At 65.2% G+C, this 23,737-nt stretch carries 19 protein-coding genes; 11 read left to right on the top strand and 8 right to left on the bottom strand.

Annotated features, from left to right (window positions below):
- Window positions 1-175 precede the first annotated feature (175 nt).
- Entirely contained in the window at window positions 176-337 is a 162-nt protein-coding gene (locus FFY45_RS22360) for a hypothetical protein (RefSeq protein WP_023905715.1), read from the bottom strand.
- Here FFY45_RS22360 and FFY45_RS15530 point away from each other — a divergent pair.
- A complete protein-coding gene (locus tag FFY45_RS15530; protein WP_343204110.1) occupies window positions 288-1,304 on the top strand; it encodes a LacI family DNA-binding transcriptional regulator in 1,017 nt (338 codons plus the stop codon). The genes FFY45_RS22360 and FFY45_RS15530 overlap by 50 nt on opposite strands.
- A 69-nt stretch (window positions 1,305-1,373) precedes the next feature.
- Here FFY45_RS15530 and xylA read toward each other — a convergent pair whose 3' ends face one another.
- Window positions 1,374-2,711: a xylose isomerase gene (gene xylA / locus FFY45_RS15535; protein WP_176341115.1), complete on the bottom strand. Its 1,338-nt coding sequence runs from the start codon at window positions 2,709-2,711 to the stop codon at window positions 1,374-1,376.
- Between the two features lie 327 nt (window positions 2,712-3,038).
- On the opposite strand from xylA, the gene ttcA reads away from it, so the two are divergent.
- From ttcA to FFY45_RS15550, 3 genes are all read left to right on the top strand, one after another.
- Window positions 3,039-3,953: a tRNA 2-thiocytidine(32) synthetase TtcA gene (gene ttcA / locus FFY45_RS15540; protein WP_176341116.1), complete on the top strand. Its 915-nt coding sequence runs from the start codon at window positions 3,039-3,041 to the stop codon at window positions 3,951-3,953.
- A 63-nt stretch (window positions 3,954-4,016) separates the two neighbouring features.
- On the top strand, window positions 4,017-4,922 hold the full coding sequence (locus tag FFY45_RS15545) for a recombination-associated protein RdgC (protein WP_006451137.1): 906 nt from the start codon (window positions 4,017-4,019) through the stop codon (window positions 4,920-4,922).
- 670 nt (window positions 4,923-5,592) lie between these two features.
- Window positions 5,593-6,378 (top strand): YgjP family zinc-dependent metalloprotease, encoded by a 786-nt coding sequence (locus tag FFY45_RS15550; RefSeq protein ID WP_176341117.1) that lies wholly within the window; start codon window positions 5,593-5,595, stop codon window positions 6,376-6,378.
- 94 nt (window positions 6,379-6,472) lie between these two features.
- On the opposite strand, the gene FFY45_RS15555 is transcribed toward FFY45_RS15550, so the two are convergent.
- Together FFY45_RS15555 and hemH are read right to left on the bottom strand one after the other, a co-directional pair.
- The gene (locus FFY45_RS15555) at window positions 6,473-7,336 is read right to left on the bottom strand and encodes an alpha/beta fold hydrolase (protein ID WP_176341139.1); all 864 of its coding nucleotides are present in this window, start codon (window positions 7,334-7,336) and stop codon (window positions 6,473-6,475) included.
- A 2-nt stretch (window positions 7,337-7,338) separates the two neighbouring features.
- Window positions 7,339-8,304, bottom strand: a complete 966-nt coding sequence (gene hemH, locus FFY45_RS15560; protein ID WP_176341118.1) for a ferrochelatase — start codon at window positions 8,302-8,304, stop codon at window positions 7,339-7,341.
- Between the two features lie 154 nt (window positions 8,305-8,458).
- Between hemH and FFY45_RS15565 the strand changes: the two genes are divergently transcribed.
- From FFY45_RS15565 to tatC, 4 genes are all read left to right on the top strand, one after another.
- Complete coding sequence (locus FFY45_RS15565; protein WP_176341119.1) at window positions 8,459-9,361, top strand: lipid-binding SYLF domain-containing protein; 903 nt, start codon at window positions 8,459-8,461, stop codon at window positions 9,359-9,361.
- A 72-nt stretch (window positions 9,362-9,433) separates the two neighbouring features.
- Window positions 9,434-9,661: a Sec-independent protein translocase subunit TatA gene (gene tatA / locus FFY45_RS15570; protein WP_006449086.1), complete on the top strand. Its 228-nt coding sequence runs from the start codon at window positions 9,434-9,436 to the stop codon at window positions 9,659-9,661.
- A 15-nt stretch (window positions 9,662-9,676) separates the two neighbouring features.
- On the top strand, window positions 9,677-10,387 hold the full coding sequence (gene tatB, locus FFY45_RS15575) for a Sec-independent protein translocase protein TatB (RefSeq protein ID WP_343204111.1): 711 nt from the start codon (window positions 9,677-9,679) through the stop codon (window positions 10,385-10,387).
- On the top strand, window positions 10,384-11,121 hold the full coding sequence (tatC, locus tag FFY45_RS15580; protein WP_006449088.1) for a twin-arginine translocase subunit TatC: 738 nt from the start codon (window positions 10,384-10,386) through the stop codon (window positions 11,119-11,121). Before tatB ends, tatC begins: the two co-directional genes overlap by 4 nt.
- 344 nt (window positions 11,122-11,465) lie before the next feature.
- Here tatC and FFY45_RS15585 read toward each other — a convergent pair whose 3' ends face one another.
- The 3 genes from FFY45_RS15585 to FFY45_RS15595 form a co-directional block, all read right to left on the bottom strand.
- Window positions 11,466-12,365, bottom strand: coding sequence for a BPSS1780 family membrane protein (locus tag FFY45_RS15585; protein WP_115039108.1), 900 nt, complete (start codon window positions 12,363-12,365; stop codon window positions 11,466-11,468).
- Window positions 12,366-12,422: 57 nt separating this feature from the next.
- Window positions 12,423-13,175: a glutamine amidotransferase gene (locus FFY45_RS15590; RefSeq protein ID WP_115039110.1), complete on the bottom strand. Its 753-nt coding sequence runs from the start codon at window positions 13,173-13,175 to the stop codon at window positions 12,423-12,425.
- 587 nt (window positions 13,176-13,762) lie between these two features.
- On the bottom strand, window positions 13,763-15,577 hold the full coding sequence (locus FFY45_RS15595; RefSeq protein ID WP_176341120.1) for a GspE/PulE family protein: 1,815 nt from the start codon (window positions 15,575-15,577) through the stop codon (window positions 13,763-13,765).
- A 90-nt stretch (window positions 15,578-15,667) separates the two neighbouring features.
- On the opposite strand from FFY45_RS15595, the gene glyQ reads away from it, so the two are divergent.
- The 3 genes from glyQ (at window position 15,668) to FFY45_RS15610 (ending at window position 20,696) form a co-directional block, all read left to right on the top strand.
- Complete coding sequence (gene glyQ, locus FFY45_RS15600) at window positions 15,668-16,576, top strand: glycine--tRNA ligase subunit alpha (protein ID WP_006449095.1); 909 nt, start codon at window positions 15,668-15,670, stop codon at window positions 16,574-16,576.
- 293 nt (window positions 16,577-16,869) lie between these two features.
- The gene (glyS, locus tag FFY45_RS15605; protein WP_176341121.1) at window positions 16,870-19,107 is read left to right on the top strand and encodes a glycine--tRNA ligase subunit beta; all 2,238 of its coding nucleotides are present in this window, start codon (window positions 16,870-16,872) and stop codon (window positions 19,105-19,107) included.
- Window positions 19,107-20,696, top strand: a complete 1,590-nt coding sequence (locus FFY45_RS15610) for a tetratricopeptide repeat-containing sulfotransferase family protein (RefSeq protein WP_176341122.1) — start codon at window positions 19,107-19,109, stop codon at window positions 20,694-20,696. The genes glyS and FFY45_RS15610 overlap by 1 nt, the downstream gene beginning before the upstream one ends.
- A 268-nt stretch (window positions 20,697-20,964) precedes the next feature.
- Here FFY45_RS15610 and FFY45_RS15615 read toward each other — a convergent pair whose 3' ends face one another.
- Entirely contained in the window at window positions 20,965-23,730 is a 2,766-nt protein-coding gene (locus FFY45_RS15615; RefSeq protein WP_255171996.1) for a TonB-dependent receptor domain-containing protein, read from the bottom strand.
- Window positions 23,731-23,737 lie beyond the last annotated feature (7 nt).

Raw genomic sequence — 23,737 nt, forward strand, 5'->3', positions numbered from 1 at the left:
TGCCAGCAACCACTGCCATGAGAACGCGCGGCAATCCGCGACGCGGCGACCAGTCAAACGCCTACTCATGCGGCATGCTCCATCGGCGCGAACGCACGCAGCCGTGTATCGCCGCTGTGCCTGCTTCCCGGTACCATGCCTCGCATCGTCACGCATGCATGCGGCGCTTGCGTTCTCACTGCAGCATGTGTGCATCGTGTAGATTCGCCACCCACTTGAAGAGGCCACGCTTGGAGAAGGTCAGGAAATCGGTCCGCCGCACCAGCCGCGCGATCACCATCAATGAGGTGGCGGCGCTGGCGAAGGTCTCGCCGATGACGGTCTCGCGCGTGGTCAACAACAACGGCAGCGTGCGCGATGCCACCCGTGCGCGCGTGCTGCGCGCGGTGGACAAGCTCGGTTACACGCCCAACCTGGCCGCCAGCGCGCTTGCCGCCGCGCAGAGCCTGCGCATCGCGTTGATCTATAGCGACCCCAGCGGTGCTTACTTGCGCGAGTTGTTGCTGGGCGTTTTGCGGGTGGCCTCGCGCACCTCGATCCAGTTGGTGATCGATTGCTGGGACGACCTGGATGCCGATGCCGAACGCAAGGCCGCACGCAAGCTCGCCAAGGGCGTGGCCGGGGTGATCCTGCCGCCGCCGCTGTGCGAATCCAAGGCCGCGGTCTTGGAACTGGTACGCGCCAAGGTGCCGGTGGTGGCGATCGCCTCCAACCATTTCAGCCCGGATGTGGCCTGCGTGCGCATCGACGAATTCGCCGCGGCAAAGGAGATCACCGAGCATCTGATCGCGCAGGGGCATACGCGTATCGGTTACATCGCCGGGCATCCCAATCTGTCCGCCAGCGCACGCCGTTTCGAAGGCTTTCAAGCGGCGCTGTCCGATGCCGGCTTGCGGCTGGATCGGCATCTGGTGCAGCCGGGCGACTACACCTACAAGTCGGGTCTGGTCGCTGCGGAAAAACTGCTGGCGCGCAAACGCCGCCCCAGCGCGATCTTCGCCAGCAACGACGATATGGCCGCCGCTGCCATCTCGGTCGCGCACCGGCGCGGGCTGGATGTGCCGCGCGATCTGTCGGTGGTCGGTTTCGACGATACTTCTGCCGCCACCGCAGTGTGGCCCGAACTCACCACCGTGCAGCAGCCCATCGCCGCCATGGCCGACGCCGCACTGGATATCCTGTTGAAGACGATTCGTGCCAAGGAGCGTACGGCGAAGATGGTCGATCATGTGGTCGCGCACCTGCTGGTCAAGCGGGATTCGGTAGCCGCACCGGCAGCGCCGGATGCAGCAGAACAACCGTAACGCTGCACGCGGTCATGCGCGCAGGCAGTAGATGATCGCCCGCGTGTGCAGACGATCATCCGCACAGCATCAACGCGTCAGATACTGATTGATCAGGTTCTCGTAGGCTTCCTGGCGGCCACTGAGTTGCTTTGGCTCATTGCCGGCCGCATGTTGGGCCACGTCCACCAACGTGCTGGTGCCATCGGCAAATGCCGCACCGGCGCCGCTGTCGAAGCTGGCGTAACGCTCGGCGCGCCACTGCTCCAACGGCGAAGACGTCAGCAACGCATTGGCCACTTCCAGGCCGCGTGCGAACGCGTCCATGCCGCCGATGTGGGCCAGGAACAGGTCCTGCGGATCGGACGATTCACGCCGCACCTTGGCATCGAAATTCAGACCGCCCGGCGCCAGCCCGCCCTGACGCAGCACCACCAGCATCGCGCCGACGGTGTCGTACAGGTCGGTCGGGAACTGATCGGTGTCCCAGCCGTTCTGCGGATTGCCGCGGTTGGCATCGATGCTGCCGAGCAGGCCGGCATCGGAGGCGACCTGCAAGTCATGCTCGAAGCTGTGACCCGAGAGCGTGGCGTGGTTGGCTTCGATATTGAGCTTGAAATCCTGATCCAGGCCGTGCTGGCGCAGGAAGCCGATCACGGTGGCGCTGTCGAAGTCGTACTGGTGCTTCATCGGTTCCATCGGCTTGGGCTCGATCAGGAAGTTGCCGGTGAACCCGATCGCACGGCCATAGTCGCGTGCCAGGGTGAGGAAGCGCGCCATGTTGTCCTGCTCGCGCTTCATCTGCGTGTTGTGCAGGCAGGCATAGCCTTCGCGACCGCCCCAGAACACATAGTTTTCGCCGCCCAGTTCCACGGTGGCATCGATCGCGGCCTTGACCTGCACCGCTGCACGCGCGACCACATTGAAGTCCGGATTGGTCGACGCACCATTCATGTAGCGCGGGTGCGAGAACAGATTCGCCGTACCCCACAACAGCTTGACGCCGGTGTCGGCCTGGCGCTGCTTGGCGATGCCGACCATGTGCTTGAGGTTGCTTTCGTACTCACCGATGTCATCGGCATCCGGCGACAGGTCGATGTCGTGGAAGCAGTAGTACGGCACGCCGAGCTTGGTGAAGAATTCGAACGCGGCATCGGCCTTGGCTTCGGCACGATTGAGCGCGGTAGCGCCCACATCCCACGGATACGCACGCGTGCCCGGGCCGAACGGATCGGCGCCGTTGCCGCAGAAGCTGTGCCAGTAGGCCACCGCAAAGCGCAGATGCTCGGCCATGGTCTTGTCGCCGATCTGCTTGTTGGCGTCGTAAACCTTGAAGGCCAGCGGGTTGTCAGAGTCGCGGCCTTCGAAGCCGATCTTGCCGATGCCGGGGAAATATTCTTTCGCGCCGATGTAGACGGTGTTGCTCATGCGGTCGAACTCCTGCAAATGTTAGCGCTACCAAAATCGCGACTGAAAAAAGCCGCGCCATGCAGCGAAGCCGAAGATGCCATGCCGATCCCGAGTGAAGCGGTCTGCCGGACTTTACCCAGCCCGGCGCAGAAAGGCTTGCTGCGCTGCGAGATGTCCGCCGTGCAACCGGCCTCGCGGCGCACCGCGCAGCCGTGATGGGCTCGCTAGCCATGCGGCACGGCGAACGACCGCAGCACGCCCCACCTACAAGCAACTGACCGCTCATTCAGCCGCACGCGCCGTGCTCCGGCCCGCCGCGCGCGGGGCAGCTACAATGGCCGGCTTATGACCGCTGTCCTGCCGCTGCCGCAACCCCTGGCCGACCCTGCGCCGCGCGACCCGCGCCAGCGGTTGCAGCGTGAGCAGCTGCGCCTGGGTAAACGCCTGCAGCGCCAGGTGGGGCAGGCGATTGCCGATTTCGGCATGATCACCGCCGGCGACAAGATCATGGTGTGCCTGTCCGGCGGCAAGGACAGCTACACCTTGCTGGACATGCTGCTGCACCTGCAGCGCAAGGCGCCGGTGCCGTTCACCCTGGTGGCGGTGAATCTGGACCAGAAGCAGCCGGACTTCCCTGCCTACGTGTTGCCGAGCTATCTGCGCGGTCTGGACGTGCCGTTCGACATCGTCGAGCAGGACACCTATTCGGTGGTCAGCCGGGTGATTCCGGCCGGCAAGACCATGTGTTCGTTGTGCTCGCGGCTGCGACGCGGCGCGCTGTATGCCTATGCGCAGGCGCATGGCGTGACCAAGATCGCGCTCGGCCATCATCGCGACGACATCGTGGCCACGTTCTTCATGAACCTGTTTCACCACGCCCGGCTCGCGGCAATGGCGCCCAAGCTGCGCAGCGACGATGGCCAGCATGTGGTGATCCGCCCGCTGGCCTATGTGCGTGAAGCCGACATCGCCGCCTACGCGCAGGCGCGCCAGTTCCCCATCATTCCGTGCAACCTGTGCGGCAGCCAGGAAAATTTGCAGCGCCAGCAGGTCGGCCGCATGTTGCAGCAGTGGGATCGCGAGCAGCCCGGGCGGGTCGAACAGATCGCCCGCGCGCTGGGCGATGTGCGGCCCGAGCAACTGGCCGACCGCACGCTGTTCGATTTCCTGTCGCTGGGCCGCCGCAATGAGGCAGCACCGCCCGATCCCGACTCCAACGCCTGGCTCGCCGCAAGCGATATCACACACGATAGCGACTGACGCGGCCCGTCCGGCCGCCGTCCGTCTTCCACCCTCCACGTTTCCTCCTCTTCGGTCTTACGCATGTTCTTTCGCAATCTCACCTTGTTTCGCTTTCCGACCACGCTGGATTTTTCCGAAATCGACACGCTGCTGCCGCAAGTGCAGCTCAAGCCGGTCGGCCCACTGGAAATGAGCTCGCGTGGTTTCATCTCCCCGTTCGGCCGCGATGAGCAGGAAGTGCTCTCGCATCGTCTGGAAGATTTCCTCTGGCTCACCGTCGGTGGCGAGGACAAGATCCTGCCCGGCGCGGTAGTCAACGATCTGCTCGAGCGCAAGGTCGCCGAGATCGAAGAGAAGGAAGGCCGTCGCCCCGGCGGCAAGGCCCGCAAGCGCCTGAAGGACGACCTGATCCATGAGCTGTTGCCGCGCGCCTTCGTCAAGAGCTCGCGCACCGATGCCATCCTGGATCTGCAGCACGGCTACATCGCGGTCAACAGCTCCAGCCGCAAGAGCGGCGAGAACGTGATGAGCGAGATCCGCGGCGCGCTCGGCAGCTTCCCGGCGCTGCCGTTGAATGCCGAAGTCGCACCGCGCGCCATCCTCACCGGCTGGATCGCCGGCGAGCCCTTGCCCGAAGGCCTGAGCCTGGGCGAAGAATGCGAGATGAAGGATCCGATCGAAGGCGGCGCGGTGGTCAAGTGCCAGCACCAGGAACTGCGCGGCGAGGAGATCGACAAGCACCTGGAATCCGGCAAGCAGGTCACCAAGCTGGCGCTGGTGCTGGACGACAATCTGTCGTTCGTGCTCGGCGACGATCTGGTGATCCGCAAGCTCAAGTTCCTCGACGGCGCACTGGACCAGCTCGAACACAGCGACGACGACGGCGCACGCGCCGAACTCGATGCGCGCTTCGCGCTGATGAGCGCCGAAGTGCGCCGCCTGTTCCTGTTGCTGGAAACCGCGTTGAAGCTGAGCAAGGCCGAGTAATCAAGACTTCGAACAGTGGCGTCGTTGAGGCGCAATCCGGGGTTTAAGTCAAACGCCTGGGTGGTCGCGGGCGCGGTGTCCTCACCGCTTGCGGGACACGCCGTAAATCCGTCCGTGGAGGCTCAGTGGCGGCATCCATGCCGCCACATGGTCCCGCAAGCGGTGAGGACACCGCACCAGACAGTCAGTCGGTTGTTTTATTAAGAGTTTGTCCGTTGCTCGGCTTGTTTTGGGAAGCTGAGCGGACGCGCCGTTATCCAAACAACGCAGGTCGTGCTTTGCTTGCACTCTGCACACCGACCCTCTCGACTGGTCCTTGCCCGCTCACCGTCGCGGGACCTTACGCGGCATGGATGCCGCGTAAAAGTACTTGCGGCGTGTCCCGCGATGGTGGGCGGGCAAGGGCCCTGCAGCCAAGCCGCAGATCAGCCGCCCAACAACAGACGCATCCACACCGTTTAACCACCTCTCAAGACAACCGAGAGCTTGAGCGCCAGCTTTGTTTGGATGTTCCCAAGCCGAGCGGTTGAGGGCACGTTGAGCTGCGCCTTGCGCATTGCGCCAAGTATGGCGTGATGGATGAAGTGCACCAAAGATCACGCGCGCCGTCATCGAATGTCTCAATCATTCCATCTCACCACCTGACACATCGCAGCGCTATCCTGTGCCCATGTTCAAGCCCGTCCGCCGCCTCATCGCGCCCACACCGCAGCTTGTCGAACGCGACTGCGTGCGTCTTGAACTGGAAGGGCGCCAGATCGAGGTGCTGCGCGTGCGCGACCCGCGTGCGCGGCGCATCAAGCTCAGCGTGGACGAACGCGGCGCCCGGCTGACGCTGCCGATCCGCGCCAGCCTGATTTCCGGCGAACGGTTTTTGCTGGCGCACCTGGAGTGGCTGAGCACGCAGCTGTCGCGCTATCAGCAGGTGGATGCCTTCCCCGCGCTGGAGCGTGGCGTGCCGGGGCTGCTGCCGTTACGCGGCGCCTTGCTGCCGCTGAGCTGGCACGACGGGCGCTACGCACGCATCGAACTCACTGATGACGGCGCGCAATTCCATGTGCCCACACGACTGGGCGATGCAGGTCTGCGCCGCACGTTGAAGGAATTTTACGAAGCACAGGCACGTGCCGATGTCGGCCGTTGGCTACCGAGCTATCTGCCAGGTTTGCCGCGCGCACCGGCACGGGTGCGGCTGAAGGTGATGTCCTCGCAGTGGGGCTCGCTCGCACCCGATGGCTCGATGGCGTTGGATCTGGCGCTGGTGCTCGGCCGCCCGTCCGCGTTCGAATACGTGCTGGTGCACGAGCTCTGCCATCTGGTACAGGCCAATCACTCGCCCGCGTTCTGGGCCGAAGTGGAGCAGCGCTTTCCTGCCTGGCGCGACGAACGCAGCTATTTCCACGAACACGGCCGCCAGCTCAAGGCGCAGTTGCGGCGGTTGTTGCAGGCCGAGTGATGGGCGGTGTGTCGCACCGCCCGTCACAAACCTGATGACACCCATGCTGCGATGGCAATGCGTGTTTGCTTGCAGGCACAACCCGCACCCACTATCACTCGCGCGGCGACAACTCAGCCAAAAACCCATTGATCACGGCCGCCACCGCCTCAGGCGTTTCCATATGCACGTGGTGCGTGCCCGGCAGAAGATGCAGGCGCGCATCGCGCATCAGCGCTACACGGTGGTCGCGTAACGCATCCGGGAAATACACCTGCGCCGGCGTGGCGAAGATGGCCTGGGTCGGGCAGGCGATGGAGGCCAGCAGCACGTCGATCTGCGCTTCGGTCATGCGGATCGCCGTCGGCAGGGTCAGGCGCGGGTCGCTGCACCAGCTATAGCCGCCTTCCACCGCGCGCACGCCGCGCTCCACCAGCAGGCGTGCGGCCGGTTCGGTGAGCTGGTTGGCCATCATGCGTGCGCGTACCGGCATCTCCATTGATGGAAACACCCGCAGCGGCCGCTGCGCCAGCGTGCGTGCCGAGGCCACTGCATCGCGCAGGCGGGTGGCGGTGCTTTCCACCGGCTCGGCCAGCGCGCCCAATGCTTCGATCGCGATCAAGGCTTCCACGCGTTCCGGCGCTGCGGCCGCGAGCAGGCTGGCAACGCCGCCGCCCAGCGAGTGGCCGAGCACGCTGAAGCGCTCCCATCCCAGCGCATCGGCCACCTGCAGCAGAATCCCGATCGCGCTGCTGAGCGTGTATTCGGCACCGGTCGGCAACCACGCGCTATGGCCATGACCAGGTAGATCGAGCAGCACCAGATCCAGATCCTGCGCGTGCAGGTGCGCGCTCAGCGGTAGAAAGCTGGCCGCGTTGTCGAGCCAGCCATGCAGTGCCAACATCCGGCGCGGGCCCCGCGCGTGATTGCGTAACCCTGTGATCCGGCCAATGTCCAGGTCGCACGCAAACGGCTCCAACCTCATACGCGACGTGCCAACGCGGCCAGTGCCTGCGCATGTGCCGGGCTGGCGTTGAGACACGGGATATAACTCAGTGTGGCGTTACGCTCGGCCAGCGTTTCGGCAAAGCCCAAGGCCACTTCTTCCAGCGTTTCCAGGCAATCGGTGGCAAAGCCCGGGCAGACCAGATCGAAGCTGCGCACGCCACCTTCGGCCAGTTTCCACAGCGTCGGTTCGGCGTAGGGCTGCAGCCAGCGCTCCGCGCCGAAGCGCGACTGGTACCCCATCTCCCAGTCGTCCGCGCCCAGGCCAAGCGCGGCGACAATCGCCTGCGCGCTGCGCTCGCATTGCTGCGGGTACGGGTCGCCGGCATTGGCCACGCGCTGCGGCAGCCCGTGGAAGGAGAACATCAGCTTCTCGCTGCGCCCGTGCGCCTGCCAGTGCGCACGGATCGAATCGGCGATCGCTGCGACCCAGCCGGCGTCTTCGCAATAGTCCTGGATCACCTCCACCGCGATCTCCGGCGCGCTCGGGCGCCAGGCATCGATCACGTCCTGGATCGAGGCGGTGGTGGTGGTCGAATACTGCGGATACAGCGGCAGCACCACGATGCGCTTGATGCCGCGCGCACGCAGGCCGTCCAGCGTCTTGCGCAGCGCCGGCTGGCCGTAACGCATGGCCCATTCCACGTGCCAATCCGGCATGACCTCTTTCAGGCCCTCGGCCAGGCGGCGCGTGTAAACCGCCAGCGGCGAGCCGTCCGGCAACCACACCTTGGCGTATTTCTCCGCCGACTTGGGCCCCCGGATCGGCAGGATCACCCCGTACAGCAGCGGCTTCCAGAACAGCGGCGGGATCGCGACCACGCGGCGGTCGCTGAGGAACTCGGCCAGGTAGCGGCGCACGGCCGGGGCGGTGGGCGACTCGGGCGTGCCGAGATTGACGACCAGCAGGGCGGTATCGGAGGTGGTATTCATGCCGGGCATTCTGGCAGAGCGCAGCAGCGCTGCCGAGGACAGCGCACCGATCGACCTGATTGACGGCCTCTTGATCGCCCGGTTGCGCTCACCACCGATTCATTGCGCCACCACTAACGTCGCGCCATTGCTATCTTTGACGGATCGTCCTTTGGAGCTTGTCATGCCCCGTTTGTCGCGCCTGGCCCTGTTGTTGTCGCTGACCTTCGCCGCCGGCCATGCCGTTGCCGGCCCGGAAGAGGACCAGCGCGCGCGTAACGCGGTTCGCGTGCTCAACGAGATCATGAAGATCCCCGAGCAGGCCATCCCGGACAAGCTGCTCGACGAGGCACGCGCCATCGTGGTCATCCCCGACACGCTCAAGGCCGGTCTGGTGATCGGCGGCCGTCGCGGCCACGGCCTGATGTCGATGAAGAACGCCGACGGCAGCTGGTCGCAGCCGGTATTCGTCAAGCTCACCGGCGGCAGCATCGGTTTCCAGGCAGGCGTGCAGTCCTCCGACGTGGTGCTGGTGTTCCGCAACGACCGCAGCCTGGACAACATCGTCAACGGCAAATTCACCCTCGGCGCCGATGCCGGCGTGGCCGCCGGCCCGGTCGGCCGCAATGCCGCAGCCGCCACCGACGGCCAGCTCAAGGCCGAAATCTGGTCGTGGTCGCGCGCGCGCGGCCTGTTCGCCGGGGTCGCACTGGATGGCGCGATCCTGCAAATCGACGATGCCGCCGATCTGAATGCCTACGGTGGCGGCGCCACCCCGCGCATGATCTTCGAAGGCCGCACCAACGAGCGCGCGTCCACTGACGTGATCGCTTTCCGCGATCGCCTGGAAGAGGCCACTTACACCGCGCGCGCCAATCGCGGCACCGACGGCGCCGCCGAGGGCACCGCACCTGCACCGCGTCCGCAAACCCCGCCACCGGCACAGGCCGCGAGCACACCGCCGCCGCCGGCCAACGAGGCCAGCACCGTGCCGATGCAGCCCAGCACCACGCCGCCGCCGCAGCAGGGATTCCAGCCGGTCTCCGATGGCGAAATTCGCACCGAATCGCTGGACGGCAACCGCTAAACCGCTGTCATCCCCCTGCGCGGTGCGCTGGGGTATCCTGCGTCTTCCTTCTTTTCAGCAAGCGAGCAGATCATGGGCGGTTTCAGCATTTGGCACTGGCTGATCGTGCTGGTGATCGTGTTGCTGGTGTTCGGTACCAAGCGGCTCACCAGCGGTGCCAAGGATCTCGGCAGCGCGGTCAAGGAATTCAAGAAAGGCATGCACGACGACGACAAGCCGGCCGCAAAGCTCGGCGACGACGCACGCACGGCCGAGCAGGCGCGTGAGGCGCAGGCCGAGCGCGACCGCGACGCGCGTTGATCCGGAGCGGCGTCGGTGTTTGACATAGGTGTTGGCGAACTGACGCTGATCGCGATCGTCGCCCTGGTGGTGCTCGGTCCCGAGCGTTTACCCAAGGCGGCCCGGTTTGCCGGACTGTGGGTGCGCCGCGCGCGCATGCAATGGGATTCGGTCAAGCAGGAACTGGAGCGTGAGCTGGAAGCCGAAGAGCTCAAGCGCAGCCTGCAGGACGTGCAGACCTCGCTGCGCGAGGCCGAAGACCAGTTGCGCAACAAGCAGCAGCACCTGGAGCAGGGCGCCCGCGCGCTGCATGACGAGGTGGGTCGCGATATCGATATCCGCAGCAGTGCGACACCGGTGGCGACGCCGCTGGAGCTGGCGCATGCGGATCTGTCGGCCGGGGCCGATGCCGAGTCGGTCGTAGGTACATCGGCGGCAGGAACGCCGGCAGTGGCCGCCGTCGCTGCACCAGCGGCTGCGGCACCGGTGATTGCGCAGGCACAGCCAATCGCCCCGGCGCCCCATCAGACATTGGTGCCGGCTCCACATGACTCTGTGGTGCCGGCACCGCATGCAGCGCATCTCAGCAGCACCAGCGCGCAGGCTCAGACGCCGGTCACCACCACGCCGATGGAGCCAAGCACGCTGAAGGCACCGACTGAGCCGACTGAGCCGACTGGGCCGACCGAGCTGACCGAGCTGACCGAGCTGACCGAGCCGACCAAGATCCAGGAGAAGCAGCCGTGAGCCTGTTCGACGACGCACAGGCCGAAAGCAGTCTGATCGAGCATCTGGTCGAGTTACGCGCGCGCCTGGTACGCGCCCTGATCGGCCTGGGCGTGGTGCTGTTGGCGCTGCTGCCGTTCTCCCGCGCGATCTATTCCTGGCTGGCCGCGCCGCTGATTTCGCAGCTGCCACTGGGGCAGACGATGATCGCGATGAATCCGGCCGGCGCGTTCTTCGCCCCGCTCAAGCTGACCTTCTTCGTGGCGGTGTTCTTCAGCGTGCCGTGGCTGCTGTATCAGGCCTGGGCGTTCGTGGCGCCGGGCCTGTATCAGCGCGAGAAGAAGCTGGCGTTTCCGCTGCTGGCCTCGGCGGTGGCGCTGTTCTATATCGGCTGCGCCTTCGCGTATTTCCTGGTGTTGCCGGCGGTGTTCCACTTCCTGACCACGTTCAAGCCGGACGTGATCGCGATCACGCCGGACGCCAATTCCTATCTGGATTTCGTGCTGGCGATCTTCTTCGCCTTCGGCGCGAGCTTCGAGTTGCCGGTGGCGCTGGTGATCCTGGTGCTGCTGGGCTGGGTCACGCCCAAGCAACTGAGCGAAGGCCGTGGCTACGCCATCGTCGGCATCTTCATCCTGGCCGCGGTCCTCACCCCGCCGGACGTGGTCTCGCAGCTGATGCTCGCGATCCCGATGTGCCTGCTCTACGAGCTCGGCATCGTTGCCTCACGCGCGGTCGGACCGAAAGCCGCCTAGCGCGCCCCGCGTCAGGCACCGACAGTGCCGGGCCTCCCCTTGTAGGAGCGCACTTGTGCGCGATGAAGCTTTCCCGGGAAAGCTCCATCGCGCGCAAGCGCGCTCCTACGATCCCGAGTGATCCGGTCGCAAGCACGCACACACGCGTTTGATAGCCAAAGCACAGTGTTTGACGTGTCAGAACTGAGGGCTGTGTGTGCGAAATGGACGCCTTCTTGCACAAGGCGTCACGCCAACGCATGTGCGAGCGGGCACTGAACGTGCCGCTCATCGTAGGAGCGCACCCGGGCGCGATAGAGGCTTTCCCGGGAAAGCTTCTTCGCGCACGAGTGCGCTCCTACACTTCAGGCGGCAAACACGTCCGGGCGCGACGGAGGGGCCGGCTGTGCAACGGCGCCTTCGTGCGTGAACATCTGCTTCCAGGCGGCGTAGACCGAGCCTGCAAACACCGGCATCAGCACGGCCATCAGCAATAGCTGGGCCAGCCACATCGCCACGGTCTGGCCGGCGACCAGGCCGACGATCAGCGCCACGATCATCACTGCGAAATAGATCGCGAAGATGGCGATGAAGGCCAGCACGAAAAACACCAGCATCGCCGGCAGGTTGTGCAGGCTGGCGCGCAGGCTCTCGCGCAGCGCGTGGCCGCCGGTGCTGCGGTCGAACATCACCTGCGGCGGCATCACGAATAGCGCCAGCGTCATTGCCGCAAAGGTGGCAATGGTCAGCAGCAGCCATAGCAGGATGCGGCCGGCCGGCAGGCTGGCGGCGAGCTGCTCGATCTGCACCGGGTCCGGCTGCGCGCCGGACTGGCTGATCTGGTTGATCTTGACCATCACCTCGGACAATTGCTGCAGCCCGTTGGCGCCGATCATCACCAGCAGCAGCACGCCCAGCAGCAGGCCGGCGATCAGCTGCGGCAGCAGCGACACCAGCAGATGCGGCGCGCGGCCGTCCTGCAGGCCGTGCAGCAGATGCGACGGTTTGGCGATGCGGCCTTCGTCCACCTCGCGGATCGCCCACAGCATGCCGCCCATGAACAACGGGCCGGCCAGCACCAGCAGGAACTGCAACGCCGGGCCGAGCAGCGGCACCAGCACCGAAAGCGACACCACCAGGGTGGCGGTCACGCTCCAGATCACCCCCAGTGAGCCAAGCGCCAGCGGCGCCCGCTTCAGCAGCGAGAAACCGGTCAACAGCCATTCTGCGCCGGCAGACGCCGGCACCTTGCGGATTTCGCTCATTCCCATTCCGGATCGACACGCACCGGACCATCCGGCGTGTGGCGATTATCGCTGCTTTTACGTGTGCGCGGCGGGATGAGCGATCACTGTTTGCAGGCCGCGTGCGTGATGCACGAAGCGGCGCAGCAGCTTGCGGGCGATCGGCGCGGCGGTGACCTCGCGGGCGACCGTACGCGCGCAGTGGCCGTGGCGGGCGATGCACTCGGCGCGCGCCTGCACATAGCCGCGCATGTGGTGGGTGGCGAACTCCGGATGGAACTGCACGCCCCAGGTGGCCTGGCCCCAGCGGAACGCATGGCAGCGGTCCTGGCGCGAATGCGCCAGCACGATGGCGCCATCGGGTGCGCGCACCACGGTTTGCATATGCGTGGCGTGTGCGGGGAAATGCGCCGGCAGGCCGGCAAACAAGGGGTCCTGCTCGGCCGGCGGGTGCAGTTCCAGCGCGATGGTGCCGGACTCGCGCCCGGCCGGGTTGTAATCGACCTCGCCGCCCAGCGCATGCGCCAGCAGCTGATGCCCGTAGCAGATGCCCAGCAGCGGCATGCCCTGGTGGGCAGCCTCGCGCAGCCAGTCGGCGCTGCGTTCGCTCCACTCGGCGCGGTCGGTGACATAGGCGGCCGAGCCGCTGACGATGGTGCCGGCAAAGCCGTCGCGATCCGGCAGGCGATCGCCGTTGGCGACATCGATGACCACGGTCTCACGCTCGGCCAGCCCGGCTGCCACGCGGATCCAGTGCGGAAAACGGCCGTATCGCTTCATCTCCGGCACGGGGTGCCCGGTTTCGATGATCAGGAACGGCAAGGCGGACATGCGGTCGAAAAATCCAGCGGCGACTGATGTGCCCGATTGTATGCAGCTCCAGCCGGTTTTTTTCAACTGGCGAGCCAACGCATCCAGCTAAGGTTATGCCGGATGGCTATGTGTTGATGATTTGCTGGCTGGGCGGGGAGCTGGCCACGCGCACTGTGTGGGTAAGCGCAGTGATGGCGGAGATGGTTTGGGTCACGTTGGTCCCCGACTTGGTTGCCGCAGCGATCGCTGCGCCACTGATCCGGCCGTCCTCGGCCGTGCCGTGTAGCTGATCAATGGTGAGGCCGAATTCTCTGCCGATTGCGGCATGTGCGTGCTGACGTCCCCTCATCCGCCCTTCGGGCACCTTCTCCCGCAGGGAGAAGGGAACAACGTTCGCAGGGAGAAGGGAGCAACGTTGGGAGAAGGGAGCAGGCCCCTCTCTCTGCCGGGAGAGAGGGCACCGCTTGCGCGCCGCTGGCGCGCGTGCCTTGGAGCGCCCGCGTCGCAAGCGCGGGCCGGCGCGCGGAGTGAGCCCCTCTCCCTGCGGGAGAGGGGTTGGGGTGAGGGTTGCCTGCGCCGATAACGGTGCAAACCCCCGCAATCCGCTACTCGCGAGGCGGCAACACCGACAACACTTCTTCCACCGTGGTCTGCCCGGCGGCGACCTTCTCCAGGCCCGTCCGCCGCAACGTGCGCAAGCCCTCGCCGCGAGCGGCGTGGCTAAAGCTGGCCAGGTCGGTGTCGGCGCGGATCAGGCTGCGCAGGCGCGGGGTTACCGGCAGCAATTCGTACAAACCCACACGCCCCAGATAGCCGGTGCGGCGGCATTCCAGGCAGCCGACCGGGGCGTGCACGTTGAGCACCTCCGGCAGCGCTTCGCCCGGCTCACGGATCGCCGCCCAGTCGTCGTCGCTGAGCGTGTGCGGGCGCTTGCAGTGCACGCACAAGGTGCGCACCAGGCGTTGCGCCAGCACGCCGTTGAGCGTGGACGCCACTAGGTAATGCGGCACGCCCAGATCCAGCAAACGGGTGATCGCCGAGGCGGCGTCGTTGGTGTGCAGCGTCGACAGCACCAGATGCCCGGTGAGCGAGGCCTGCACCGCCATCTGCGCGGTTTCCAGGTCGCGGATTTCGCCGATCATGATGATGTCCGGGTCCTGCCGCAGCAGCGTGCGCACGCCGCTGGCGAAATCCAGATCGATGTTCTGCTGGACCTGCATCTGGTTGAATTCCGGCGCGATCATTTCGATCGGGTCTTCCACGCTGCACACGTTCACATCCGGCGTGGCCAGGCGCTTGAGCGTGGAATACAGCGTGGTGGTCTTGCCCGAGCCGGTCGGGCCGGTGACCAGCACGATGCCGTGCGGGCGCTCGACTAGTGCGCTCCAGCCGGCCGCTTCTTCGGGGCTGAAGCCGAGTTGCTCGATGCTCTTGAACGCCGAATCCGGGTCGAAGATGCGCATCACGCACTTCTCGCCGAATGCGGTAGGCATCGTGGACAGGCGCATTTCCACCTCGCGCCCGCCCGGCGAGCGGGTCTTGATGCGGCCGTCCTGCGGGCGGCGGCGTTCGGCCAGGTCCATGCGGCCCAGCACCTTGATGCGGCTGACCACCGCGGTCATCACCGACGGCGGCACTTCCAGCACCTTGTGCAGCACGCCATCGATGCGGAAGCGCATGCGCCCGGCTTCGCGGCGCGGCTCCAGATGAATGTCGCTCGCGCGCTGCTCGTAGGCGTATTGCAGCAGCCAGTCGACGATATGCACGATGTGGTGGTCGTCGGCATTGACGTCGCCAGCGCGGCCCAGTTCCACCAGTTGCTCGAAACTGGGCAGGCCCGCGCCCGGTTCGGCGCTACGGACATCGCCGCGCGCGCCGCGCACCGATTGGGTCACGCCGAAGAACTCCATCGTGTAGCGATGCAGGTCCAGCGGGTTGATCAGCGCCAGCTCGATCCGACGCCGGCTCAGATGCTGCACATCTGCCAGCCATTCCAGCGCCAGCGGTTCGCTGGTGGCGATCAGCACGCGTTCGGCATCCAGTGCCAGCGGTAGGATGCGGTGGCGGCGTGCGTAGGCATGCGACACCACGCCGGTGACGGCGGCCACATCGATGCGGGTGGGATCGATGCGCAGATAACGCAAACCAGTGCGGGTGGCCATCCATTCGGTCAGCCGTTCCAGGCCGAGTTCGCCGGCCGGCGGTTGCGCGGCATGCAGCTTGAGGTTGGCCAGCAGCACCAGCGGATGCACTTCGCTGGCGTTGCGTACGCCGGCGGCAGAGAACTGCACGCGCTCGTGTTCGTGCGGCACCACCATGCCATCGGCAAGCAACGCGGCAGCGACCGGGTCGAACATCAGCCGGCCGCGTGGCAGCAGTGCCACTGCATTGTCCGGATCGGCCGTACGCCGCTGTTCCATGCTCGATGTTCCCCTGCCGCGGTGCTCCGCGGCAAAGCGCTGCGGGTCGGCCGGTATACTAGCGCACCCCTTCCGCACGGCCCTTGCTGCATGTCCGATTCCCGGCGCGTTCCAATCACTTTTCAGGGCCTGATCCAGACCCTCAACCAGTACTGGGCCGAACAAGGCTGCGTGCTGATCCAGCCGCTGGACCTGGAAGTGGGCGCGGGCACGTTCCATCCGGCCACCTTCCTGCGCGCGCTGGGACCGGAGCCGTGGAATGCGGCCTACGTGCAGCCCTCGCGCCGCCCCACCGACGGCCGCTACGGCGAAAACCCCAATCGCCTGCAGCGCTATTACCAGTACCAGGTGGCGATGAAGCCCAACCCGGACAACATCCAGGACCTGTATCTGGGCTCGTTGCAGGCGCTGGGCATCGACCCGCTGGTGCACGATCTGCGCTTTGTCGAAGACAACTGGGAATCGCCGACCCTCGGCGCCTGGGGCCTGGGCTGGGAAGTCTGGCTCAACGGTATGGAGGTCACGCAGTTCACCTACTTCCAGCAGGCTGGCGGGCTGGAGTGCAAACCGGTGCTGGGCGAGATCACCTATGGGCTGGAACGGCTGTGCATGTATCTGCAGAGCTGCGACAACGTCTACGACCTGGTGTGGACCTACGGCCCGGACGGCACCCCTGTGAGCTACGGCGATGTGTACCACCAGAACGAAGTGGAGCAGAGCGCCTACAACTTCGAGCATGCCAATGTGGCCGAGCTGTTCCACCGCTTCGATGCCTGCGAAGCCGAGGCCAAGCAGTTGATCGAGGTCGGCTTGCCGCTGCCGGCGTATGAGCAGGTGACCAAGGCCAGCCACGCGTTCAATCTGCTGGACGCGCGCCGCGCGATCAGCGTGACCGAACGCCAGCGCTACATCCTGCGCGTGCGCACGTTGTCGCAAGGCGTGGCGCAGGCGTATTACGCGCAACGGGAGAAGCTGGGGTTCCCCGGGGTAAAGAAGTAACCGAGCCCCTCTCCCGCCGGGAGAGGGGTTGGGGTGAGGGTACGGGGCGTAGCCCTCATGCACCCAAACTCCACAGAGCTTCGCCCGTACCCTCATCCGCCCCTTCGGGGCACCTTCTCCCGACGGGAGAAGGACCAGCAAGCCCCTCTCCCACCGGGAGAGGGGTTGGGGTGAGGGTACGGAGGCGAAGCCCTCGTGCACTCAAACTCCATAGGCTTCGCCCGTACCCTCATCCGCCTCTTCGAGGCACCTTCTCCCGACGGGAGAAGGGAACACGTAAAGGTCCACGTCTTATGAGCGAACAACTTCCCCTGCTGATCGAACTGGGCACCGAAGAGCTGCCGGTCAAGGCGCTGCCGGGTCTGGCGCAGGCTTTCTTCGATGGCGTGCTGCACGGTCTGGAAAAGCGCGGCGTCGCGGTCACCCGTGGCGACGCCAAGCCGCTGTCCACACCGCGCCGTCTGGCGGTGCTGCTGCCGGGCGTGGCCACCGAGCAGCCCGAGCAGCGTTCCGAAGTGCTGGGCCCGTATCTCAACATCGCACTGGATGCCGAAGGCAAGCCGACCAAGGCGCTGAGTGGTTTCGCAGCCAAGGCCGGGATCGACTGGACCGCGCTGGAGCGCACCAGCGATGCCAAGGGCGAGCGCTTCGTGCATCGCGCGGTGACGCCGGGCGCGCGCACCGCCGATTTGTTGCCGGAGATCCTGCGCGAAGCCATCGACGCCATGCCGATCCCGAAACCGATGCGCTGGGGCGCGCACGAATACGCCTTCGCGCGGCCGGTGCAGTGGCTGGTGTTGCTGTTCGGCGATGCGGTGATTCCGGCCGAGTTGCTGGGCGTGCGTGGCGATCGCCTCACCCGCGGGCACCGCTTCATGCATCAGGGCGAAGTCTCGCTTGCCGCACCGGGCGATTACGTCGAGGCGCTGCGCGCCGCGCACGTGCTGGTGGATGCGGACGCACGCCGTGCGCGCATCGTGGAAGAAGTCGAAGCGGCCGCCAAGCAGGCCGGTGGTAGCGCGCGCATCAGCGAGGACAATCTGCAGCAGGTGGTCAACCTGGTCGAGTGGCCGTCGGCGGTGCTGTGCAGCTTCGAGCGCGATTTTCTGGCGGTGCCGCAGGAAGCGTTGATCGAAACCATGGAAATCAACCAGAAGTTCTTCCCGGTGCTGGATGCCGGCGGCAAGTTGACCGAGCAGTTCATCGGCATCGCCAATATCGTCTCCAAGGATGTGGCCGAAGTCGCCAAGGGCTACGAGCGGGTGATCCGTCCGCGTTTTGCCGATGCCAAGTTCTTCTTCGACGAAGACCTCAAGCAGGGGCTGGAGGCGATGGGGACGGGCCTGGCCAGCGTCACGTATCAGGCCAAGCTGGGCACGGTGGCCGACAAGGTGGCGCGTGTGGCTGCGCTGGCCGAAGTAATTGCTCCGCAGGTTGGTGCCGATCCGGTGCAGGCGCGTCGCGCCGCGGAATTGGCCAAGAACGATCTGCAGTCGCGCATGGTCAACGAATTCCCGGAATTGCAGGGCATTGCCGGCCGGCATTACGCCAAGGCGGCTGGCGAGCCTGGCGAGATTTCGCTGGCGATTGATGAAGCGTACCAACCCCGTTTTGCCGGCGACGATATTGCGTTGTCGCCGTTGGGCAAGGTGTTGGCGATTGCCGAGCGGTTGGATACGTTGGCCGGTGGCTTTGCGGCCGGCTTGAAGCCGACCGGCAACAAAGATCCGTTTGCGCTGCGGCGTAATGCGTTGGGGTTGGCGCGGACAATCATTGAGAGCGGATTTGATCTCGATTTGCGCGGCGCATTGGTTGCCGCTGTCCGTTCTTCCAGCACTGCGATCTTGTTTACCAAGGCAGCCAAGCAACAAGCTGACGCTATCACTGCCGAAGGCAAAGGCGTCAAAGTCGCCGAGGTGCAAGTCGGGGGAGGGCACATGGCGAATGACCACGAACTCGCGGACGAAATCTTTGACTTCATCCTCGACCGCCTACGCGGCTACTACGCAGACAAAGGCGTACCAGCCACCCACTTCAATGCAGTCGCTGCCTTGTTCTCGGTCGCGCCCGAGGGCGCTCCTACAGCGCTTGGCGTAGGAGCGCACCTGGGCGCGACCCACGGCTCCCTCTACGACTTCGACCGCCGCATCGATGCGATCGGCATTTTCGCCACACTGCCCGAAGCCGAGGCCCTGGCCGCAGCCAACAAGCGCATCCGCAATATTCTGCGCAAGGTCGAGGGCGAGATTCCCGGCGATATCGACACCAGCCTGCTGCGCGAACCGGCCGAAGAAGCGCTGGCCGAAGCAGTGGAAGCGGCCATCGGCGACACCGGCGATGCGCTGCACCGCCACGACTATGTTGCGGTGCTCGCGCGTCTGGCGCGCCTGCGCCCGCAGGTCGATGCGTTCTTCGATGGAGTAATGGTCAATGCCGAAGACGCGCAGCTGCGCGCCAATCGGCTCGCGTTGCTGAAGAAGCTCGGCGACCGCCTCGGCAGCGTCGCCGCCATCGAGCATCTGTCCAACTGATGGCAGCGTCCGCCGGCGCGGTGCACTGGCAGACCGCCCAGGCCGCGTTGGCACGTCGCGACCTGGGTGTGGCGGCGTCTGCATTGCAGGCGCTGCTGGAAGTGGAACCCACACACGTGTCCGCACGCGTGCTGCTGGCCGGCACCGTGCTGGCCAACGGCAGGATGCGCGAGGCGGTTGCGCAGTTACGGCCTGCCGCCAGATACCTCGGCGACGACGTGGCAATGCGTTGCCGCGTGGCGCAAGCCTTGTTGCGCGTCGGCGAGCATCGCGAACTGCATGCGTTGCTGCGGCATCCGTCGGTGATGCAGTGCCAGGACGGCGCCACGCTGGCGCTGCTCGCGCATGTGCATCAATCGCTCGGCGAACATGTCGAAGCACTGGCGATGATGCAGCGCGCGCAGGCCTGTGGTTTCGATGGTGCTGACTTCCGCTTCTTTCTTGCGGTGCAACTGCAATTCAATAATCGCCTAGACGATGCAGCGCAGGCGTTGGATCGCGCATTGGCGCTGTCGCCGGGCTATGGCCGCGCCGCGCTGACGCGTGCGCGGCTACGCCGTCAGACTGCAAGCAGCAATCATCTCGATCAGTTACGTCAGCAGCTGCAGCTCGCCAAGCCCGACAGCGAAGATCGCGCCGGGCTGGCGTTCGCGCTGTACAAGGAGCTGGAAGATCTCGGCCAGACAGATGCCGCCTGGGAGGCCCTGCAGCATGGCAATGCGGTGATGCATGCGCGCTTGCGTCACGATGCCGACGCAGAAGCAGCGTTGTACACGCAGTTGGGCGCATTGGCCGAACAAGGCGTGTTCGCCGCGCAGGAATCTACCAATGCACAAGGCCCGCAACCGATCTTCGTGCTCGGTTTGCCGCGCTCGGGCACCACGGTGCTGGAGCGGATGCTGGGCAATCATTCGCAGATCGTGTCGGCCGGCGAATTGAACGACTTCGGCCATCAGTTGCGCTGGGGCGCCGACCAGGCCGGCCGCAGCCTGCTGGATGCGCGCCTGCTGCAGGCGCTTCCCACGCTGGATTATGCGCAGATCGGCGCGCGCTATCTGGAACAGACGCAGTGGCGTGCCGGATCGGCGCGCTGGTACATCGATAAGTTGCCAACCAATGCGGTGGCGATCGGCGCGATCGCGCGTGCCTTGCCAGGTGCGTTGATCGTGCATCTGGTGCGCGAGCCGATGGCGGTGTGTTTCTCCAATTACCGCGCGCTGTTCGGTGATTCCTATGCCTACAGCTACGACCTGCACACGCTGGCGCGTCACTATCAGGCGTATCACGGGTTGATGGCGCAATGGCGCGCGGCGTTGCCGGGCCGGGTGATCGATGTGGACTACGCGCAGATGGTGCGTGATCCGTCTACGGTGCTGGAGCAGTTGATGCTGCGCTTTGGGTTGGAGATCGAGCCTGGGCAGATTGATATCACCCGCAATGCGGCCGCGTCGGCAACGCTCAGCAGCGTGCAGGTGCGCGAGGGTGTGCACGGGCGCAACGTGGAGGAATGGCGGCGCTATGCCACACAGCTGGAGCCGCTGCGGCAGACGCTGTTGCAGGCAGGCCTGATCGACGTGGGCTTGCGTTAGCGGGGCCGGACAGATCTGAGGCGCCACGCCTGAAGACCTGCGCGTGCCTTCAATCTGTTTGCACGTCCGACGCACTCTGCCCAGGTGTGCAGCAGGCAATCGGGCTGCGACGACGCGTGCGACGCCTTGGACGCTTTGCCTTGGTAGCAGATGGACAACTGACTGATGCGTGTTGCTTGCCCCGAACGTGCCTGCCCCAAACGTGCCCGGGCCAAAAACGCCAGCGGCAGCCGTTGTGGCTGCCGCTGGCCGACTGCAACGCAGTGACTCAGTGCGCGCCGAAGCGCCAGTTCAATTCCAACATGTAGGAACGGCCGTAACCGGTGTAGTTGAAGATGTTGTAGTACGGGTAGCTGGTGTAGGTACGGTCGCGCGGCGGCCGGGTGTCGGCCAGGTTGTTGACTGTCGCCGTCAGCGAGATGTCGTCGTTGACCGCGTAATCCAGCGTTGCATTGAGCGTGGTCCACGCGCCGACCTTGCGTGCGCCTTCCACCGCATAACCATCGGTGCTTTGTTGCGCGACGAAGTTGGGCGTGCGGCCATTGCGTTGACCGAACAACGTGGTGGTCCATGCATCTTTCTGCCACGTCACCGAGGCATTGACGATGCTGCGGAACTCGGACGAGAAGAACGGCTCGCTGAGCAGGTCGCGCACCGGATCTTGCGGGAACTGCTGGCTTTCGTGCTTGAGCGTCAAGTTGTACTGCGCGTCGAAGACAAACAGGCCCCAGGATTCGGTGGCCAGGTTGTACGTCGCCTTGCTGAGCACGCCGGAGATTTCCTCGTTGGAGATATTGACCGGGTTGATGCGGATGTTGCTCAAGCGGTTCGGAACCGGGGCATCGGCTGCGGTGCGATCAATGCGTGACAACGCATCCACGCAGGTTGGCGAGCCGATATCCAGGCTTCCCAGGCGGCAGGCCGATTCGGTCTGCAACAGATTGTCGGTGCTCAGGTCGCTGACTTTCTGGTCGATCTTGATGTTGTAGTAGTCGGCATTGACGCTGAAGCGCGCGCTGGGCGACCACACCACGCCATAGCCGAAGGACTTGGCGGTGATCGACTGCAGCTCGGGATTGCCGGCACGGCGCCCCTGGATGCTGGTGCCGGCGTAAGTGCAGTCGGCGATCGGCACGCCGGGTTCTTCGAGCGCGCAGCGGTAGTAGTCGTTGACACCCTGGAAGAAGCCGCTGTCGCCGGCAAAGGTGAACGCCATGTCCGGTGCCTTGAACGCGGTGGCGTAGTTGCCGCGGAACAACAGCGAATCGGTAGGGCGGAATTCCAGCGCGGCCTTGTAGGTGAACTTGGAATCGCTACCACCGCCCTGATTCTTGTAGTCGTCGAAGCGGCCAGACAGGTTGGCGGTGAGCGTGCTCAGGATCGGCACGCGCGTTTCGAACGCCGCCGCCCAATTCTCGCGCTTGCCGCGGCCCTGAGTGCCGGTCAGCTGATAGAAATCGCCAGCGATGACGCGTTGATCGGTCGGGTTTTCCCAGTATTGGTTGCCGGCCTGCAGCACGCCGGCCACACCCACGGCGCCGGCCGGCAGACTGAACAACTCGGTGTTGGTGAGTTGCAGGTTGACGTTCTGGTTCCAGGTCCTGGACTTGGTGCGGATCTCGTCGTTGAAGCTGCGGTACTGCGCCGGCGTCAACGCGCGATAGAAGTTGGCATCGTTGGGCGAATAGATCGGGTAGCCGGAGAAGTCGCCCTGTGGCGCGCCCAGGAACTGTTCGCGGAAGAAGTCTTCGATGCGATCGGCCAACGGCCATTGCTGGCGGCTGTCGATGCGGTACTCGGCGCGCGCATAGTACGCATCGTAGGTCCAGTTGCTGGCGCCCAGCCCGCCCTTGATGCCAGCGGCGATGTTGTAGGAATCGGCGGTCTGGCGGTCGTTGTTGAAGGTCGGGCTACCGGCTTCTTCGGGCGCGAAGATGCGCTGGTAGCCTTCCAGCTGCTGGCTGTCCTGGTTGTAGAACAAGCCACCGGTGTCGGACGAGGTCTGCCAGAAGCGCGAGCCGCCGTTGACCTCCACCTTGGTGCGATTGAGCAGCAGCGTTGCGTAGCCTTGGGTGTTGTCGTTGAAGGCGTAGGTCAGGTTGGCATAGCCGCTGGCGCTGCGTTCCTTGTTGAGGATGCTGGCGTAACCGGGCTCGGTGCGGCTGCTGCAGAAGTTGCCGCGATTGGCGCGGTTGTCGTATTGCACCGAGCCGTTGAACAGCGGGCCCAGTGCATCGCAGTTTGCGGCACCCGGGTCAATGTAAGTGGTTGGCGTGTTGTGCAGTGCGATGCGCGAGCCATAGCGCAGGGTCGGGTCCGGATTGTCGGAGGTGGAATCGAAATCGCGCCGCTGGTAGCCGTAGATCGGGTCCTGATTGTTGAGCTGCAGGCCCCAGACGATATCGGCCTTGCCGAGGGTGCTGCCGCCGGTGAGCTGGAAGCGCTGGTTGTTGCCGCCACCACCGTCGTAGGTGCCCATGCGGTAATTCATCTGCACGCCGTCGACGTGCTTCTTCAGGATGATATTGACCACACCGGCAATGGCGCTGGAGCCGTAGATCGAGGACTGGTTGCCGGGCGCCACGTCGATGCGTTCGACCATGCCCACCGGCACGCTGGCCAAATCGACGAAGTTGCTCTGGCCGTTGTAGAGCAGCGGGTAGTCGGCCATCGGCCGGCCGTCGATCAGCACCAGGGTGAAGCCGGGGTCCAGCCCGAGCAGGCTCAGCGATTTGGCGCCGGCAGTGAAGCCGCCACTGAACTGGCCGTCCTGCACCGAGCCGGTGGCCATCGGCTGCGAGCGCAGCACGTCGTAAACATCCTTGAAGCCGCGGCGTTGGATGTCCTGGGCGGTGATGGAGAACACCGGGCTGGCCGTTTCGACCTGCGACCGCGGAATCAACGAGCCTGTCACGGTGACCTTGTTCAATTCGGTCACTTCGTCCTTGTTCTGTGCGATCGCAAGCGACGGCAGGGCAAGCGACGGGAATGCAAGGGCGGCGCAGACGGCATTGACCAATAGATGACGCTTCATGAAAACC

This window comes from Xanthomonas hortorum (genome assembly GCF_011305375.1).
Taxonomy (GTDB): Bacteria; Pseudomonadota; Gammaproteobacteria; order Xanthomonadales; family Xanthomonadaceae; genus Xanthomonas; species Xanthomonas hortorum_E.

Excerpts from the sequence above, each read along its gene's own strand:
- FFY45_RS15610 (WP_176341122.1), top strand. The coding sequence starts at position 19,107 with ATGGCAGCGTCCGCCGGCGCGGTGCACTGGCAGACCGCCCAGGCCGCG.
- FFY45_RS15590 (WP_115039110.1), bottom strand. The coding sequence starts at position 13,175 with ATGTCCGCCTTGCCGTTCCTGATCATCGAAACCGGGCACCCCGTGCCG.
- FFY45_RS15585 (WP_115039108.1), bottom strand. The coding sequence starts at position 12,365 with ATGAGCGAAATCCGCAAGGTGCCGGCGTCTGCCGGCGCAGAATGGCTG.
- hemH (WP_176341118.1), bottom strand. The coding sequence starts at position 8,304 with ATGCCCGGCATGAATACCACCTCCGATACCGCCCTGCTGGTCGTCAAT.
- FFY45_RS15615 (WP_255171996.1), bottom strand. The coding sequence starts at position 23,730 with ATGAAGCGTCATCTATTGGTCAATGCCGTCTGCGCCGCCCTTGCATTC.
- tatA (WP_006449086.1), top strand. The coding sequence starts at position 9,434 with ATGGGCGGTTTCAGCATTTGGCACTGGCTGATCGTGCTGGTGATCGTG.
- ttcA (WP_176341116.1), top strand. The coding sequence starts at position 3,039 with ATGACCGCTGTCCTGCCGCTGCCGCAACCCCTGGCCGACCCTGCGCCG.
- glyQ (WP_006449095.1), top strand. The coding sequence starts at position 15,668 with ATGTCCGATTCCCGGCGCGTTCCAATCACTTTTCAGGGCCTGATCCAG.
- FFY45_RS15545 (WP_006451137.1), top strand. The coding sequence starts at position 4,017 with ATGTTCTTTCGCAATCTCACCTTGTTTCGCTTTCCGACCACGCTGGAT.
- FFY45_RS15565 (WP_176341119.1), top strand. The coding sequence starts at position 8,459 with ATGCCCCGTTTGTCGCGCCTGGCCCTGTTGTTGTCGCTGACCTTCGCC.
- FFY45_RS15550 (WP_176341117.1), top strand. The coding sequence starts at position 5,593 with ATGTTCAAGCCCGTCCGCCGCCTCATCGCGCCCACACCGCAGCTTGTC.
- glyS (WP_176341121.1), top strand. The coding sequence starts at position 16,870 with ATGAGCGAACAACTTCCCCTGCTGATCGAACTGGGCACCGAAGAGCTG.
- xylA (WP_176341115.1), bottom strand. The coding sequence starts at position 2,711 with ATGAGCAACACCGTCTACATCGGCGCGAAAGAATATTTCCCCGGCATC.
- FFY45_RS15595 (WP_176341120.1), bottom strand. The coding sequence starts at position 15,577 with ATGGAACAGCGGCGTACGGCCGATCCGGACAATGCAGTGGCACTGCTG.